Below are 16,483 nucleotides of genomic sequence, written 5' to 3'. Positions count from 1 at the left end.
AATCAGAAATTAAGCGAAATGTTTCGCGTGATCCCCAGCCGAATCACAGGTTGATCACGGTCCTGAACAATCGGAGAATCCCCGGCATCACCGATCAGACGGCCATATTCGAACTCACCCTGCAAGGCTGTGATTTCGTTCAGGGAATAACGCATCGAGAATTTGGCGGCCGCCTTGGTGAACCCGCTGCCAGCGTCATATTCGCCATACGAACTGCGCGACGCTTCATCGGCCGATACGCCGAAATAGGTGCCCACGAATTCGGAATCACCATATTCGACCTCTAGCCCTGACCAGATGCTCAGCCGATCATTAATATCGGTGCGATAGCGAAACCCGACTTCGCCGGTCACGCCGTCATGGCCACCAAACCCAAGGCGCGAGGTCACGTAAGAGGTCAGTGGCCCATATCCGAAATTGACGCGTCCACCCAATTCATAGGCGCGATCAATATCGTCCAGCCCGGCAAGCGCAGCCTCATCGCTTGTATCCCGTTCGCCCACATAGCCGAAATCAGGCAGGAAGACGAACCCGTCCAGTTCGGCCTTGCCGCGTTCACCGAAACCGGCGTTGCGCAGCGGAATCCACGGCGCGAATTCCATTTCGTCCGAACCAGGATAGCTGGGCCCGGCCGAGAAACCCAGACCAACGTCGAATGAGAACTTACCGTTGCCTGGAATCGCCGGAATGTCGAATTCTTCCGCATAGACCGGAGAAGCCAACACCGCAAAGGCAGCCAGATATTTCCACATCGATTCGGTTCTTTCATTGGATGGTCAACGCTGCCGCCAGCATAAGACGACAACCCGTTTCGAAACAAGCAAAGAGCCGGATCAATCCAGAACCATGGCAGTTGGGCAACGCCTTGCGGCGGATCAGGGGTTTTCTGCCAGTTCCAGTCTTTCCAACGCCCGCATCCACAGGTTTTCCGCGCGCGTCATCGCCTCGACAGCCTCGGCATGCTTGCGCCCCCATTTTTCGGCTTCGGGTGGATCTTGGTAAACGGCGGGATCAGCCAGCTTCACATCCAGCTTTTCCAACATCTCGGACAGTTTCTGCACGCGTTCCTCGGCCTTGCGCACATCGCTGCGCAGGGATTGGAATTCATCTTTGGACGGACGTGGGGCTGCTGGCTTCGCGGCCGGACCAGGCGTCTTTTTCTTCGCGGTTTCCGCACCCGTCAGCAGAAAGCGTCGATAATCGTCCAGATCGCCCTCATAAGGGGTGACGCCGCCAGCATCAACCAACCATAGACGTTCGGCCACCAATCCCAGCAGATGCATATCATGGCTGACAAGCACGACCGCACCGGTATAGTCGTTCAAAGCCTCGGACAGCGCTTCGCGGCTTTCGATATCCAGGTGGTTTGTCGGTTCGTCCAGAATCAGGATATGCGGCGCGTCTATCGTCGCGATCAGCAGCGAAAGCCGCGCCTTCTGCCCCCCCGACAACCGCCCGACCTGGGTTTCCGCCTGTGCTTCCATCAGACCGAAACCCGCCAGACGGGCACGCAACCGCGCGGGTGCCTCATCCGGGCGAAGCCTGCGTACATGGTCGATCGGGGTTTCGTTCAAAACCAGCTCATCGACCTGATGCTGCGCAAAATACCCGACGCGCAGCTTGCCAGAACGGGTGATCTTTCCGTCCATTTCGCTCAGCCTGCCCGCAAGCATCTTCGACAACGTGGATTTTCCCTGCCCGTTGCGGCCAAGCAGTGCGATCCGGTCATCCTGATCGATCCGCAGGTCAAGCCGGCGCAGCACGGTGCGATCGCCATAGCCGACGGCCACGTTCTGCATCGAGATAATGGGTGGGGAAAGTTCTTCCGGCTGGGCAAAGCTGAAACGATGCAGACGCGCCTCTTCGGGGGCTGTGATCGGCTGCATCTTTTCCAGCATCTTGACACGCGCCTGCGCCTGGCGTGCCTTGCTGGCCTTGGCACGAAAACGATCCACGAAACCTTGCAGGTGGGCGCGCCTCTCTGCCTGTTTCTTGGCTTCGGCGGCCTGCAATGCGCGCCTTTCGGCACGGATCCGGGTAAAGCCGTCATAACCGCCGGTATAAAGCGTCAGCTTGCGATCCTCGAGATGCAGGATATGTCCGACCGCCCGGTTCAGAAGCCCGCGATCATGACTGATGATGATGACAGTATGGGGATAGCGCGCCAGATAACCTTCCAGCCACAACGCCCCTTCCAGATCCAGATAGTTTGTCGGCTCGTCCAGCAACAGAAGATCAGGTTGCGAGAACAAGACCCCGGCCAATGCCACCCGCATTCGCCAGCCGCCCGAAAAATCGCTGGTCGGTCGCGCCTGATCCGTCGTCGCGAAACCAAGCCCGTCAAGTATCGACGCCGCACGCGCCTCGGCGGACCAGGCGTCGATGTCAGCCAGGCGCATCTGAATTTCGGCGATGCGATTGGGATCCGTGGCTTGCTCGGATTCAGCCATCAGGGAGGCACGCTCCTTGTCTTCGGCCAGCACGGTTTCAAGCACCGACAACCCCGTTCCCGGAGCTTCCTGCGCGACACCCCCGATACGTGCCCGAGAAGGCAACGTGATCTCGCCGCCATCCAGCGACAACTCGCCACGTATCAGGCGAAACAACGTCGTCTTGCCAGCACCGTTTGGACCGACCAACCCGACCTTGTGTCCTTCGGGAATAGCGGCGGAGCACCCTTCGAAAAGAGGGCGACCCTGAATGGAATAGGAAATATCATCAATTCGCAGCATGAATGGGGCATGACGCAAGCCGGCCCTCGCGTCAATGCCGTGAAATGCCCCGACAGGATCCGGTCGGGGCGTTTCATTCCGTGACGGCGCTATTTTACCGTGATGCGCCCATCAAGATAGGGTTCATATGCCTGCTGCCCTGAAAGGTAATCCGCCAGCACCTCTGCCAGGTCGGGACCGTAATCATAGGCATTGCGCGCGTTGCTCGCAAAAATCGCATAGCCGTCGCCACCCGAACGCATGTAATTGTTGGAAACGACGCCATAGACCGTTTCAGGTTCGATCGCGGCCCACTCCCCGTCCTTGCGCACCCTCACATCGCTGATACGCTGCCCGGCCTCTGCGGCGGGATCGACGCTGTATTGCAGACCGGCCACCTGCGAGAAACGACCGGCAACCTCTTCATACTGGCTTGCTCCGTTTTCCAATGCGGACACGATGTCGGCACCGCTCAACTCGAAAGTCGCAAGTGTATTCTGAAACGGAAGAACCGTATAGACTTCGCCCATGGTGACGGGCCCGGAATCGATGGATGCGCGCAGACCACCTCCATTCGTGATTGCAATGCTGACGCCCTGATCCTTTACCCGGTCCAGCATCGCATCCGCGACCAGAACCCCCATCTGGCACTCGCGCGCGCGACAATTTGCACGATCACCGTCAATCATTGCCCCAGCCTCGGCGACGACCTTCTGGCGCAATTCCTGGATGGGTGCGGCCATCTCCTTGACCCGGCCTGCAATTTCGCTGTCTTCGGGCACAGAATTGTCCAGCAAGACCGGCTGCCCCTCTGCCTTTAGAAGCGTGCCGTCATCATCGAAAGTCAGGATCAGGTGGCCTAGATATTTGGAATAGGCATAAGCCTGAGCCACCGGCACTTCCACACCCGCCGGACCTGCAACCATCGTCGGATAAGGACCTTCGGCCCCGTCCATATCCCCCAGTAAACTGTGCGAATGACCGCCGATCACCGCGTCGATCCCTTCGACTTCACCGGCGAATTTCTGGTCGCGCTGGTAGCCGACATGGGTCAGGGCGATAATCTTGTTCACCCCCGCTTCTTCCAGTTTTGCGACGCCAGCCCTAAGGCTTTCAATATCATCCTTGAAAATCACATCCGCCCCGGGCGACGATGTTTCGGGCGTATCCATTGCCAGCGCGGACACCACCCCGATCCGATTTCCCCCGACGTCCAGAACCGCAACGTCACCGATCTTTTCCTTCAGAACAGACGACATCGAAAGGTCGAGATTGCCGGAAATTACTGGAAACCCGACCCCATCGGCCAGCAATGCCAGCCCCTCAGGTCCGTCGTCAAATTCATGATTGCCAACCGCCATTGCATCATAGCCGATCGCGGTCATGAACTCGACGACATCCGCGCCCTTGTAAGTGGTATAAAACAACGAACCCTGATATTGGTCACCGGCATCCAGAACGATCACGTTGCCGCCATCCGCACGGATCTGCTCACGCAGCTCATGCACCTTATGCGCAACCCGGGCGACTCCGCCAAAGCACTCGCCGGCGTCCACCGCTTCTGCATCGCAGGTGCTGTCATATTTGTTGATCGGTTCAATTCGACTATGCAGGTCATTTGTGTGCAGCACATGCAGCACCATTTCCGCCTGAGCCGATCCAGCCATCAGTGCCGCCACGGAAACCGCAGTAATAAAACGCAGGTGCATTCGGCAATTCCTTTTCCCGCTCATATGTTCCTGCAAGCACCTTGGCGCACCACCCGGCACCGGTCAATTTTCCTGATCACCGATTTTTCGGAAACAACCCGAATGACGCGGTTTTCCAAGCGAGCCTCTTGACCAGGACAGCACGCAGCGGGCAAATGCCTGCATGATCATCTACAAGATATTTCGTCAGTCCGAATGGGATGCTTTCAAGGTTGATCGATCGACGCCGGGCGCACCGATCGATCTTCAGGATGGTTATATCCATTTTTCCACGCGCGATCAGGTGGCGGGAACGCTGGCCAAGCATTTCGCAGCCGAAAACGACCTTGTTCTATTGGCCATCGATTCCGCCAGGCTTGGCCCAAAGCTGATCTGGGAGGAAGCGCGCGGAGGCGACCTGTTTCCGCATCTGTATCGCGCGTTACGGATGGATGAGGTTCTTTGGTCGCGCTCGATCGAATTGACATCGCAAGGCCACGCAACGGGACCCCTGGAATGAACCTGATCGAACGGCTCGGTGTTACTGCGCTGCATCGCCTGCCCCCCGAAACCGCGCATGACCTGTCCATACTGGCGCTTGCCAAGGGCCTCGTGCCGCTCCATGGGGGGCCTGTCGCGTCAGAACGACTAACGACGTCATTGGCTGGGATGCGCCTTGCCAATCCCGTCGGGCTTGCTGCCGGATATGACAAGAACGCCAAGGCCGTTGCTGCGCTGATGCGTGCCGGATTTGGCTTCATCGAACTGGGTGCCGCCACCCCGCGTCCACAGCCCGGGAACGCCAAACCCCGCTTGTTTCGGTTGCGCGCAGATCAAGCCATCATCAATCGGTTCGGCTTCAATAATGAAGGCGCACAGGTAATTGCGCAGCGATTGTCCGAACGTCCGCAAGGCATCCCTGTGGGGTTGAATATAGGCGCCAACAAGGACAGCATCGACCGTGCCGATGATTTTGCGCATGTGGTCGCTGCGGCCGGCACAGCCGCCGATTTTCTGACCGTCAACATATCTTCGCCCAACACCGAAAAGCTGCGCGACCTTCAGGGGGCGCAGGCATTGGCGGCATTGTTGCAAGGTGTCATGCAGGCACGTGACAACCTGCCCCTGCGCAAGCCTGTCTTTGTCAAGATTGCACCTGACCTTGATGATGACGGGTTGGCAGATATTGCCGCCGTGGCACGTGACGCAAAGATCGATGGCATTATTGCAACGAATACCACGCTAAGCCGCGACAACCTTGTGTCTGCATGCAAATCACAGGCTGGTGGCATGTCTGGCGCTCCATTGTTCAACCGCGCGACCACTGTTCTGGCGAAATTGTATCGCGCAACCGAAGGGAAAATTCCCCTGATCGGCGTCGGTGGTATCACGAATAGCGAACAGGCATGGCAAAAGCTGCGGGCGGGTGCAACAGCGGTGCAAATCTATTCCGCGCTGATTTATCAGGGGCTTTCACTGGCCGTGCGTATTGCAACCGAGCTGGACGAACGGTTGCAACGCGAAGGCCTGACCCTTGCGGAACTTCGCGGCAGCGGTGCCAAGGACTGGTGCTAGGAATATTCTCCGGTTCCCAACAGCTGGTTCATGCTGTGTGACGGTTCGGAACAACCGGCATCACCGATGACTTTCGCGGGAACGCCCGCGACCGTCTTGCAGCTTGGCACTTCGTGCAAGACCACTGAACCAGCGGCAATACGCGAATGGTGACCGACACTGATATTGCCCAGCACCTTGGCGCCTGCCCCGATCATCACACCATCGCCGATCTTGGGATGGCGATCCCCGTCTTCTTTGCCGGTTCCGCCAAGCGTCACCGAATGCAGCATGGAAACGTCATTTCCAACCGTCGCGGTTTCGCCAATGACGATGGAGTGCGCATGGTCGATCATGACGCCAGTTCCAATTCTGGCTGCCGGATGAATATCGACGCCAAAGCATTCCGAGCAGCGCATCTGCACGAAATAGGCCATGTCATAGCGTCCCTGCCGCCACAGCCAATGCCCCATGCGATAGGCTTGCAACGCCTGGAACCCCTTGAAGAAAAGGATCGGCTGGATCAACCGATGCGTCGCCGGGTCACGATCATAAACGGCCAGCAGATCGGCACGCGCTGCATCCCCCAGCTCGTCGGAACTTGAATAGGCCTGATCGGCAATCTCGCGCAGGATCTGCTCGCTCATCTCACCGCTGGCCAGCTTCAGGGAAAACCGATAGGCCAGCGCAGCCTCGAGGCTGCTGTGATGCAACAGCCCCGCATGTATCAACGCGCCCAGCAATGGCTCATTCCGCACTGCGGTTGCGGATTCGTCGCGAATCTGGGTCCAGACGGCATCCCGATCCAGATCGACTTTCTTGGCGTCATGCTGCATGTTCATCCAAACCACCCGCGTTTCATGAGGGACCTTCATACCGCAGATAGGCCAGCGGGAAAAGGCAGAGCCACCCATCAGGTGATCACATCGGCAGGCGCAAGGACAGCCAGTGGACCGCAAGGCTGACGCGACCGCCGGTAAAATCGCCACCCTCAGCGCGCATCTGAAGCGTTGCCGGCTGATAATAAGTCATTGGCGCGCCCAGAATGCCGCGCGCCCAGGAATTCCGCGCGGTCCCAAGTCCTTGTCCAAAGCGATCATTGGCCCCATCCGTACCCAACCGCCAGCTGCTCAGGCTACCGGTAATGGCCTCTTTGACGCGGGCAACCGCGCCGATGACCATAACCCCGGCGGGGATCGTTACCGGCGTGTCGATCGTCATCCCCGAAGTTATCGTGAAATCAGCCTCGGCCATCGCGCAATCGAGACCCGACCCCAACACGCCGGCAGTGACCGCCCCCACAACCCAGTTCAGCCCGTCATGGATTGCCTGAACACCCTGATCCACGACAAAGGCGCGCATGCCAATCGAAGGCGGAACGAACTGCCACCCACCGTTCGAGCCGACCGCGATCAAACCGTCTTGCCCTGTCCACCCCGACAACGCCCCTGCAGGCACCGCCCAGCATTGCCCGTCGAACACGACGTCGGGCGGTCGTTTGCTGGTCGTGCTTTGCAGAACCAGGTTCACCACCCCGTCAAGGCGCATAAGCGCCTCATTGACCGTGACGTGTTTTTGCGCCTGCGCAGCCTGCAGCAGTGGCATCGCAAATCGCGTGGTTTCATTCGTAGGCATGGAATGTCCTCCTTGCAAATGGACCTGCTCCGAACTGGTCCGACAATTGTGCAACGGCAATCTCGAATGCTCCGCCCGACAGAGTGGATTGCCAAAGATCGTTGGGGATCTGATAAGCCGGTGCCGTCACCTGAACCTCGGCCAATACCTGTCCTTGCCGGATGACCCGCAGAAGATAGATCTCACGGGTTTCACCCAGGGGCACATCCAGCCCGTCCCAGCCGTCGCCATCGATCCGCGTGCGGCGCACCCAACTGATGGACCGGCCCTGCACCCGCAATTGACACGGGGCATAAGGACGCAAACCAATGCCCCGCGCGATTGTCCGTCGCGATCGATAACTGGCGTCATCCGGGGCCCGCAAGGCCGGACCAACACGCCAAAAACGTTCCTGGCCGCGCGTGCTGGGGGCGATCGGGACTTGCTTGACCGCATTGTTCAACAATACGACGACACTGCCTTCAGGCCAGATGTCGGGCATATTGCCATCAGTGCCCGCCTGCCCGCGCAGACGCTCAGACAGATCCCAAAGGTCGTTGCCGACAGGCACGGCCGAACGGAACTGGAAGATCTCCCAGTTGTCCAGCGACCCGTCGCCAATCGCCATCGCGTTGGCCCCAGCCAAAAGGCTTTTGTCTGACACCGATCTCAGCGAATGACCCTTTAGCCGGACACGCAGCGGCGCCCCCCGATCCAGAACCGAAGATCGCGCCGATACCAGACCATTCTCGGTCCGCCCGATGACGGATGCCCGATCAAGCCGCAATGAAAAGTCATACCCGCCTTCCTCTTCAACCGACATATAGGCCGCTACCGATCCCGGCCACGGTCGCGCGGTCGCCGCGAGATAGGGCGCATGCGGATCTTCGTTACCCTTGAGCAGTGGCAGATCTAGGAAGATCGGCCAAACCGGCATTGGCGGGACATAACGCCGAATGGAAGTGTCGTCCTCATTCGACAAAGCCGGCCGATAGACGCCCGGCTCGACCCGCACCGCATCCACCGTCAAGGCGCCGGCACGCTCGATCCGGTCAAGCCGCCACAATCTTGGCTGCGTCGTGCCATCGTCAATGCGCAGAACATCCCCGACCCCTAAATCGGACATGGATGGCGGCAGTGCAAACCGCGCAGTGTCGCGTGAAACCGTTGACTCCGAAAGCCAGCGCTCTGCTATGGCACGTCCCTCGGCACGGGTCAGTGACATGGTAAATTCGCTGTCGCTGACGGTTTCCTGGTCGTTTTCCGGCAAGTTGGTTTCGGTTGTTGCCGCGCCATAATCGGCGCCTGCCTCGACATGGGTCAGGCGCAGCCGCCCGACAAGCTCGGGCTCGGCGGCCCTGACCGTTTCAAAGCCTGGCACCTCTGCCGTGACGGCCATATCGCTGACCGACAACTCACCGGTCGCCAAGCCCTTACGCGGCACAAAGCGCAATGCTCCGTCCCCGTCAACAGCATCAAAGCCATGCACCAGCATCAATGATTGCAGTGCAGCTCGCCCTGAATCACCGCCCGCGACCGTATAGCCCCGAACAACACCGTGAATGCGACTCGTGTCAAAAGATGTCACACCGGCGGAACGACATATATCGCCCACGACGGCCGGCAGCATCACGGCGCCCGCACGCCCGTTGAGCCAATGCCCCCGTTCCCATGCCGGACCGTCCGACCAAAGATCGCGACGCGCAGGGAACGCCGGATACGGCCGCGCATCCCAACACCAGACATGGGCGCGTGACAAATCGACCATGCGACCGCCATCCTCCATTTCTGGGTTGTTGTCCGGATCCGACCAATAACCATTCACGGCCGCGACATAAGCTGACTGCACGGCATCATCCCGCTGCCCCGTTGAAAAATACGGCAACACGCTTTCCGAGCTATAGGCATCCAGAAACTTGTTGGGTTGGTTTGTGGCCTTGTCCAGCGCCGCACATCCATATTCGGTGAACCAGATCGGCTTGGACCCGGGCACCCAACCGGTTGCCTCGCGCGATCTGACGCCGCCGGGCCGATTGAAATGCAGGTTCTGCCACCAGCTTTTCAGATCCTTGTATTTCCAGACCCAGGCCTCATCATACTGGCCATCGCTAATCGGCGTTCGGCGCTGTTCGTTCCTATCGGATTCACTGGCGTAAAACCAATCGAACCCCTCGCCACCGCAGACATTTTTCTTGAGGTAGTCGACATTGCGAACATCGCCCCAATGCGCATCCAGATGATCTTCTCCGTCCCGCCAGTCAGACAGCGGCATGTAATTGTCGATTCCAATGAAATCGATGTTTTCATCGGCCCAAAGCGGGTCCAGATGGAAGAACAGCTCGCCATCGCCCGGATGATGCCCGAAATACTCGGACCAATCAGCCGCATATCCGATCTTCACATCCGGCCCCAGAACAGCACGCACATCCCGTGCCAGCCTGCGCAATTGCGCAACGGCCGGATAGCTGTTCTGAGGCCCGCGAATCTGCGTCATCCCGATCATTTCCGACCCGATAAGAAATGCGTCGATACCCCCGGCCGCGGCACATAGATGTGCATAATGCAGAATGAAACGACGGTATGACCATTCCGCAGGGCCATGATACTCGACATGCGCATCGCGCCGGGTGAAATCCGCAACCTCTGCCGAACCAAAGAACGTGGCGACCTCGGCAACTGCCTGTTCCGTCCCGTCCACAGATCCGTTCCGCCCCGCGGCCACCGAACATGTAATCCTGCCCCGCCATGGCATGACTGGCTGTTCCGTACCGCCATAGGGGTTGGGCAGACCATTGCCCTGCAGTTGTTCCATAAGAATGAACGGATAGAACACCGCGCGCTGTCCGCGTTCGTCCAGCGCCTGCAAGGCCTCAACGATGGATTGATCGCTGGGTGTGCCGCCATAAATCGGCCGGTCATCTATGGTCGCGACCTCCTGGGCCGAACTACGCGTGAGGCCACCCGCGTGCCAGGCCATTTCGCTGCCATCGACACGCGACTGTTCGACTTTTGGTTTCAGGGCGCAGTTATTGATGCGCAGGTCATCGCCAAACCACGACACCACCAAGGCGACCGAGCCGACATTGGGCAGTTCGCGCCCCATGACATTCATGGACGCACTGAAATCCGTACCTCCCATCGGCGTGTTGACATTGATGGTCTTCGTTTCGCCCAGGTCAAGATCCTGTGTCACCTGGGTCGTCGCCAGCGAATATTCCCCCGTTCCCGGAATCAGCGCCACCGCACGCACATCACGGTGCAATCCGGTTCCGTCGCGCGCAGGGCATGTGACCTCAAAGCTGAGCTGCGGCATGCGATTGCCCCAGCGCTCCAGCCCCAGATCTTCCAGAACGACATAGGCCAGACCGCGATATGCCGGGGTATTTTCGCCTTCATGCGCAACGATCGCGGGATCGGGCATCTGATCTGCATCGCCGCAATAGATCCGCAGGTTGAGATCTTCGGCCGCGATTTCCTCGCCATCCGCCCACACTCGCCCGACACCCAGCACCGGCCCCTCGCACAGCGAGATCGCAACGGACAAGCGATAGCCGATCTGCGTGACGCTGGGTTGCGACGGCGCACCCTTGCCGCCTCCGCCACCTTCGGTGGTCTGCGTTTCCTCCAGCGGCGAGGCCCAGATCACATGTCCCGGCAGCCGCATCTGCCCCCAGATCCGCGGAATCGGCACACCTTCGCCGGCGGATTGCAGTCGCAGACGATCAATGCGCCCGGTCTCGACCGCTCTCGAACCTCCGCCCAGCAGGCGTTGATCGATGGCGCGACCAACCGTTGCGCCGACGGCACGCCCGATTACCGCACCGGATAGACCCAACACGGCGCCACCCATGCTGCCCCCGATTGATGCGCCAACTGCCGACAATACGATCGTGGCCATCGTCAACCTCCTGTTTCATGATCTCAAGGAAAGCGGAACCGACCCGATATCCGGTTCCGCCATGGGGTTGTCAGCGGGCTCTCGACGACTCCGTGATGCGTGTAGGCATGCACGAAACGCGGCGCTTCCCCACCGCTGACCAAAATCCCCAGATGTTTGGCAACAGCCCCGCTGCGCATCCTGAACAGCAGGACCTGCCCCGCACCGACGGGTTCCGAACGAAGCACGGGAACCAGATGCCTCTTGGCACCCAGCCACAGCAATTCAGCCGCCCCGGTCTCACCCCAGTCGGGCGTATAGGCAGGCGGGACCTCGGGCTCCTGCCCGTAAAGGTCGCGCCAAACGCCCCTGATCAGGCCGAGGCAATCCGTCCCGGCCTGAAAGTGACTGGCTTGATGGACATAGGGTGTTCCGATCCATGCACGCACCAAATCAACGATCTTGTCCGCGTCCGCCATGTCAGCCCCCCGCCCTCGGCGCCAGCAACCAATCTTCACTCGGCAGATGCGGAAAGCCGCGAAAATTCAGAAAATTATTGAATTTCAAACGACATGTTTCGGCACGTTTATCGCACCCGGCGATCAGGCGCAGACGATCCCCGGTTTCAGGGTGGATGCCCAGGGATTTCCAAAGTTCGACCTCTCGCCCGCCATCCGGCAAGGCCGTGTCGTTCTTGATCGCTCCTTGCAAACCCTCTGCCTGACCGTTGCGCATCATCAACACGCCTCGCTCGAACCAGCCGGATTCATAGCCGGGGAACATGGCGAAACGAAAGATCCGCCCATCTTCACAACCCTCGACATCAAGCACAGTGGAATAGGCAGCGCCGTCAAGCTTCATTGTGCATGCATCATCACCCAGCCTTGCCGAGCAACGTGGATGATAGACGCGCCCCTGCGCCGCATTCAGCGGTTCGGACAGGCCACGAAGCTCGGCGCGGAATGCGCCCCGCGACCGCGAAACTTCGCCCAGACTTCCTGCAAAAACCTTCTTGCGCCGCATTGGGTCGGCCCAGTCGACCTCCCACATGGTCAACTCGGCGCTGTCCCATTTCCCTGCCAGGATGTCTTGCTCGGTGATCGCGCCATCTGTCAGGGCGCCTTCCGCCTCGGAATTGTCGACAGACAACCCCGAAGCCTGCATCAGCGATCGCGCGTTCATGCCATGGTCCGGGCGAAACGCGACCCCATCCAATGTCAGCACCGCATCGTGATCGGTAAAACCCAGGCGCAATCCGTCTTTTCGCGCGATCAACCAGGCGCGGCATATCGTTGTCGTCGTCATACGCGCACCTCGACGATCGGAATCTGTGGCATCTCGCCCGCCTGGAAAGAGGCAACCGATACCGCAATCCGGTCGGTGTCGAACCGGACAGGCACATCGAACTCAAAGCCGGCTGTGATCGCCGCTCCCGGCTCAGGGGGATCGTAAAAGGTGACAAGACCCTTCTCGTGATCGACCTCGTAGTCGTCGCCGACGAACCGTTCGACACCACCAATCCCGGCGCGCACCGATGCTTGCACCGGCTTGCAAATCGGCCGCGAGTATTTTGCGGGCCCCGACACATATGCCTTGGTCAACTGGAACGAAACCGTGTTCCCGTCGCCACGCGCGATCTGCTGATCCTCAAAAGCGACCCCCCGCGAAGGCAGCCCGCTCTTGTAATCTGACCAGTCTTTCCACCGAAACCCATGCAACTGCCCCGAGCGCGCTTCGAAGAACGCCACAAGTGTCGACAGATCGTCCATCGAGCGCAGCCCCATACCTGCGTCATAACGACGACGGGCATGTGCCCAGGGTGTGTTGCGTTCCTCGAACCCGCTTGCCAGCGCCACGATATCGGTACGCCGTTCGGGGCCGCCGACAGAACCGAATGACAGGTTCGCCGGAAACCGCACTTCATGAAATGCCATGCTCTCCCCTTTCCTGATTGATCAGCTGTTGCGTTCGCCGCGTGCCAGCGCCCGACCTAACTGCGCCGCAATCTGGGATTGGCTGCGCTGAAACCCCGCAACATCCGGTGTGCTGACATTGACGGTTACATTCACGGGTCGTTGCCCGCCCGACGCCGCCGCAACACCCAATCGGCCATCGGCACCACGCCGCAGAGGCATAATGGCCTCGGGTCCAGCTTCGCCCATCAGACCCGTCGCCCCGCGCATCGGGAAGGTGGTCGGCGACGAAACCACCCCGCCATTGGCGAAGGGCACCACACGCCCTTGCGCAAAAGCCCCGCCATTGGCAAATGGCATCACGCCCGACATCAACCCGGTCACACCTTGCGCGATGGATCCGGAAATCGCGTTTTCCACCGGTTTCATGGCAAGCGAATACACCGTATCCGCGATCGATTGCCCAATGCCCTTCAACGCATCGGAAAACTTCATTCCGTCCAGAACCATCCCGTCAAAGGCACGCCGCAATCCGCCTTCGATCCCTGAACTCAGGGTAGTCACTTCACGCGACGTAAGAACCATTTCCTGCTTCAGCCGTGCCAGTTCCGCCTGAAACTCTGCTGCCATGCGTCCCGCGTCGCCCAGCCCATTGTCCACTTCATCCAGCGCAGTGCCGAACCCGTCATTATCAGCCATCGTCAAACCTCCGTCCGACTGGTGTTTTGCTCACCTGACGCAGCGACCCGATCAGGAAATTTCTGTGACAGGGCCGCCAGGCGACTGCGTGTCATGCCCGACATGCCCTCTTCGACGCCCAGCATCAGGGCCAGTTCGGCAGGCGTCAGCGACCAGAACTGATCCGGGTGCAATCTCAGGCCACGCAATCCGGCCCGCATCAAACCTGCCCAATCAATGCCCGTGCCGGTTTCCGGCCCGAAACCACTCATGACGAGATCCGAAACGCCCGTGCCAGCAACGCGGCCGCCAGTCGCCCGGCGGCGACCGGGCCGCCCGCAATCTCGGCGGTCAACAGATCGCGGGCCTCGCCTTTCCAACCTCCGCCCCGCAGACCGGCCACCAGGACCGCCACAACGTCTCGGCTGCTGAATTGCCCGGATTCGAAACGCTCGGCGATCGCCATCAGGCTGCTGGCACCCAGCTGGCCCTCCAGTTCGGCAAGCGCGCCCAACGTCAAACGTGCTACATGGGCTTGACCGTCAATCTCGACGCTGACCTCTCCTCGCATCGGATTGACCATCAAAGCGCCGTGAAGCTAAGTGCGCCCGCCGACGCCATCGTCAGCTCATATGTGGCCTCTCCGTTATAGCTGCCCGCATATTCCAATGCAGTCAGCTGGAATGGCCCTTCGACCGTGCCGAAATCGGGGATGATGACCTGGAAACGGGGCACTTCACCATTGAAAAAAATCTGGCGCGCGCGCCCATCGGTATCGGCATCGCGAAAAACCCCCGATCCGGAAATCGACGCGCTGCGCATGCCCGCGCCGCCCAGCAATTCGCGCCAGCCTCCTTCGCTTTCAAGGCTGGTGACATCAACCGTTTCCGCGTTGAATGACAGCCTGGTCGTGCGCAGCCCCGCCACGGTCTCGAATGCGCCGTCACCTGTCATATCCATCTTGATCAGAAGATCACGTCCGTTCTGTACCGCCATGATGATATCTCCTCAGCCCAAATCAATGCGCGCGCGAAAGGTCAGATCGACCCGTCGCGCCGCGCCACTTTCCACCCGCCTTGCCTTGGCCCGACGAAACCACAGCCCCGCCAGATGACCCTGCTCCAACGCCAGCTCTCCGCGCTCCAGGGCCTCGGAAACCGCAACCGCTGCCGCCTTGACCGTGGCGAATCCGGCCGTTTCATCCGACCCGGACAAAACCGAGACGATAAAGTCATGCTGTGATCCGCCGCCGGTCACATCGCCCGCATCGCGCACGTCTTCGGGGCCAAGCGAAACATAGACCCCGCTCGGTGCCTCGACCGGCATCGCGTCATAGATCGCGTCACCGATCAGCGCCGACAACGCCTCGTCCTGCCTCAGCCTCAGATAGACTGCCGATTGCAATGAAATGCTTGCCGCATAGCTCATGCCTGCACCTCTTCAGTCGCAAAACAGGTCAACCAGTGGCCGGCACCGTCCCGTTCGGCGACGGCATCGATATGAAACACGCGCTGCCCCATGCGGAATCTCTGGCCCGCGCGGGGACGCCGCGGATCACCCAAACGCGCCGCACGAACAATGATGCGCCACGACACAACACTTTCCGCACCCACCTGCGCCGAGCGGCGTCGACCGCTGCCGGAATCCATTTCTCCGAAAAGAGCGCCAAGGCGGCGCCAGGTCACCACATGCCCACCAAGGCCGTCGCTGTCCCTTTGTTGATCTTCCAATTCCAACCGGATCATGCGCCTCGCCATCAGCGCACCTCGCGTTGGCCGCGCCCGCCCAGAACGCGTACCTGCCGCCAACGTTCGATCAGTGCACTGACCCCAAAGGGCATGCCACCCCGATGGCTGTCGCTTCCTCGATCTTCGTAATATCGCGCAGCAAGCATCAGCACCGCCTGCGCAAGATCATCGGGAACCGCCTGCCATTGCGTGCCAAACCCTGCCGAGAACACGATCTCGACCCAGCCCCGCCGGGGCACGTTGGGCAAGATCACACCCGTTGGCAGGATCAGCGGTCGTTGACTATCCGGCACCAGGCGCCAGGCCTCTGCCGGCAAATCGGTTGCCAAACCGTCCCCGTCATCCATGCGTATGGCCTCGACGGCGGTCACGGGTGCCAATGGCAATGGCTGTGCCAGCCTGTCCCGCCATTCGTCGATGCGCATCCTGAATCTGCGCTGCAGCAAGACCTTGCCAGTGCGCGCCTCAATCGTCGCGATTGCAGCGCGCAAGAACCCTGTAAGGGCCGCCGTTTCCGCACCGTCTTCCGGGTCATTAAAGCCCGACCCAAGGCGCAAATGCTCGCGCAGCGCTGCCACAGGCAGCGCCTCCGCCGCGGGCGCCGTTTCCTCTATCAGCATCATGTCGCGAACCTCCCGTCCTGCCGTCCGCATCGTCGTTCCACCGTGGCGGGGCCATGACAGGCCCCGCCAATCCCGTT

Annotated in this window: 18 protein-coding genes; 2 read left to right on the top strand and 16 right to left on the bottom strand. The window is 60.1% G+C overall.

Going from position 1 to position 16,483, the window contains the following annotated elements; genetic code table 11:
• Positions 1–2: 2 nt before the first annotated feature.
• The 3 genes from PAF17_RS11075 to PAF17_RS11065 all read right to left on the bottom strand — a co-directional run bounded on the left by PAF17_RS11075 (position 3) and on the right by PAF17_RS11065 (position 4,420).
• Positions 3–752 carry a MipA/OmpV family protein gene (locus PAF17_RS11075; RefSeq protein WP_271889165.1) on the bottom strand — a complete coding sequence of 250 codons (750 nt, stop codon included), beginning with the start codon at positions 750–752 and terminating at the stop codon, positions 3–5.
• A gap of 123 nt (positions 753–875) precedes the next feature.
• Positions 876–2,732: an ABC-F family ATP-binding cassette domain-containing protein gene (locus PAF17_RS11070; protein ID WP_271889164.1), complete on the bottom strand. Its 1,857-nt coding sequence runs from the start codon at positions 2,730–2,732 to the stop codon at positions 876–878.
• 89 nt (positions 2,733–2,821) lie between these two features.
• Positions 2,822–4,420, bottom strand: a complete 1,599-nt coding sequence (locus tag PAF17_RS11065) for a bifunctional metallophosphatase/5'-nucleotidase (RefSeq protein ID WP_271889163.1) — start codon at positions 4,418–4,420, stop codon at positions 2,822–2,824.
• Between the two features lie 163 nt (positions 4,421–4,583).
• Between PAF17_RS11065 and PAF17_RS11060 the strand changes: the two genes are divergently transcribed.
• Together PAF17_RS11060 and PAF17_RS11055 are read left to right on the top strand one after the other, a co-directional pair.
• Positions 4,584–4,919 carry a DUF952 domain-containing protein gene (locus tag PAF17_RS11060; protein ID WP_271889162.1) on the top strand — a complete coding sequence of 112 codons (336 nt, stop codon included), beginning with the start codon at positions 4,584–4,586 and terminating at the stop codon, positions 4,917–4,919.
• Complete coding sequence (locus tag PAF17_RS11055) at positions 4,916–5,974, top strand: quinone-dependent dihydroorotate dehydrogenase (RefSeq protein WP_271889161.1); 1,059 nt, start codon at positions 4,916–4,918, stop codon at positions 5,972–5,974. The genes PAF17_RS11060 and PAF17_RS11055 overlap by 4 nt, the downstream gene beginning before the upstream one ends.
• Here the strand turns inward: PAF17_RS11055 and cysE are convergent.
• From cysE to PAF17_RS10990, 13 genes are all read right to left on the bottom strand, one after another.
• Positions 5,971–6,795 carry a serine O-acetyltransferase gene (gene cysE / locus PAF17_RS11050; protein WP_271889160.1) on the bottom strand — a complete coding sequence of 275 codons (825 nt, stop codon included), beginning with the start codon at positions 6,793–6,795 and terminating at the stop codon, positions 5,971–5,973. The two genes, PAF17_RS11055 and cysE, sit on opposite strands and share 4 nt — an antisense overlap.
• Before the next feature lie 79 nt (positions 6,796–6,874).
• The gene (locus tag PAF17_RS11045) at positions 6,875–7,588 is read right to left on the bottom strand and encodes a DUF2793 domain-containing protein (protein ID WP_271889159.1); all 714 of its coding nucleotides are present in this window, start codon (positions 7,586–7,588) and stop codon (positions 6,875–6,877) included.
• Complete coding sequence (locus PAF17_RS11040) at positions 7,575–11,465, bottom strand: baseplate multidomain protein megatron (RefSeq protein WP_271889158.1); 3,891 nt, start codon at positions 11,463–11,465, stop codon at positions 7,575–7,577. The genes PAF17_RS11045 and PAF17_RS11040 overlap by 14 nt, the downstream gene beginning before the upstream one ends.
• 23 nt (positions 11,466–11,488) lie before the next feature.
• Positions 11,489–11,923, bottom strand: coding sequence for a C40 family peptidase (locus PAF17_RS11035; RefSeq protein WP_271889157.1), 435 nt, complete (start codon positions 11,921–11,923; stop codon positions 11,489–11,491).
• Position 11,924: 1 nt separating this feature from the next.
• A complete protein-coding gene (locus PAF17_RS11030) occupies positions 11,925–12,749 on the bottom strand; it encodes a DUF2163 domain-containing protein (RefSeq protein ID WP_271889156.1) in 825 nt (274 codons plus the stop codon).
• The gene (locus tag PAF17_RS11025; protein ID WP_271889155.1) at positions 12,746–13,378 is read right to left on the bottom strand and encodes a DUF2460 domain-containing protein; all 633 of its coding nucleotides are present in this window, start codon (positions 13,376–13,378) and stop codon (positions 12,746–12,748) included. Before PAF17_RS11025 ends, PAF17_RS11030 begins: the two co-directional genes overlap by 4 nt.
• Positions 13,379–13,399: 21 nt before the next feature.
• The gene (locus PAF17_RS11020) at positions 13,400–14,056 is read right to left on the bottom strand and encodes a phage tail tape measure protein (RefSeq protein WP_271889154.1); all 657 of its coding nucleotides are present in this window, start codon (positions 14,054–14,056) and stop codon (positions 13,400–13,402) included.
• A 2-nt stretch (positions 14,057–14,058) separates the two neighbouring features.
• Positions 14,059–14,307 carry a rcc01693 family protein gene (locus tag PAF17_RS11015; RefSeq protein WP_271889153.1) on the bottom strand — a complete coding sequence of 83 codons (249 nt, stop codon included), beginning with the start codon at positions 14,305–14,307 and terminating at the stop codon, positions 14,059–14,061.
• Complete coding sequence (locus PAF17_RS11010; protein WP_271889152.1) at positions 14,304–14,618, bottom strand: gene transfer agent family protein; 315 nt, start codon at positions 14,616–14,618, stop codon at positions 14,304–14,306. The genes PAF17_RS11015 and PAF17_RS11010 overlap by 4 nt, the downstream gene beginning before the upstream one ends.
• Positions 14,618–15,031, bottom strand: a complete 414-nt coding sequence (locus PAF17_RS11005; protein WP_271889151.1) for a phage major tail protein, TP901-1 family — start codon at positions 15,029–15,031, stop codon at positions 14,618–14,620. The genes PAF17_RS11010 and PAF17_RS11005 overlap by 1 nt, the downstream gene beginning before the upstream one ends.
• A gap of 12 nt (positions 15,032–15,043) precedes the next feature.
• Complete coding sequence (locus tag PAF17_RS11000) at positions 15,044–15,463, bottom strand: DUF3168 domain-containing protein (protein ID WP_271889150.1); 420 nt, start codon at positions 15,461–15,463, stop codon at positions 15,044–15,046.
• Positions 15,460–15,780, bottom strand: coding sequence for a head-tail adaptor protein (locus tag PAF17_RS10995; protein ID WP_271889149.1), 321 nt, complete (start codon positions 15,778–15,780; stop codon positions 15,460–15,462). Before PAF17_RS10995 ends, PAF17_RS11000 begins: the two co-directional genes overlap by 4 nt.
• Before the next feature lie 11 nt (positions 15,781–15,791).
• Positions 15,792–16,406: a head-tail connector protein gene (locus PAF17_RS10990; protein ID WP_271889148.1), complete on the bottom strand. Its 615-nt coding sequence runs from the start codon at positions 16,404–16,406 to the stop codon at positions 15,792–15,794.
• Between the last annotated feature and the right edge of the window lie 77 nt (positions 16,407–16,483).

Source organism: Paracoccus onchidii, from assembly GCF_028294535.1.
Lineage (GTDB): Bacteria > Pseudomonadota > Alphaproteobacteria > Rhodobacterales > Rhodobacteraceae > Paracoccus > Paracoccus onchidii.
This window is presented reverse-complemented; position numbering and strand designations above follow the sequence as displayed.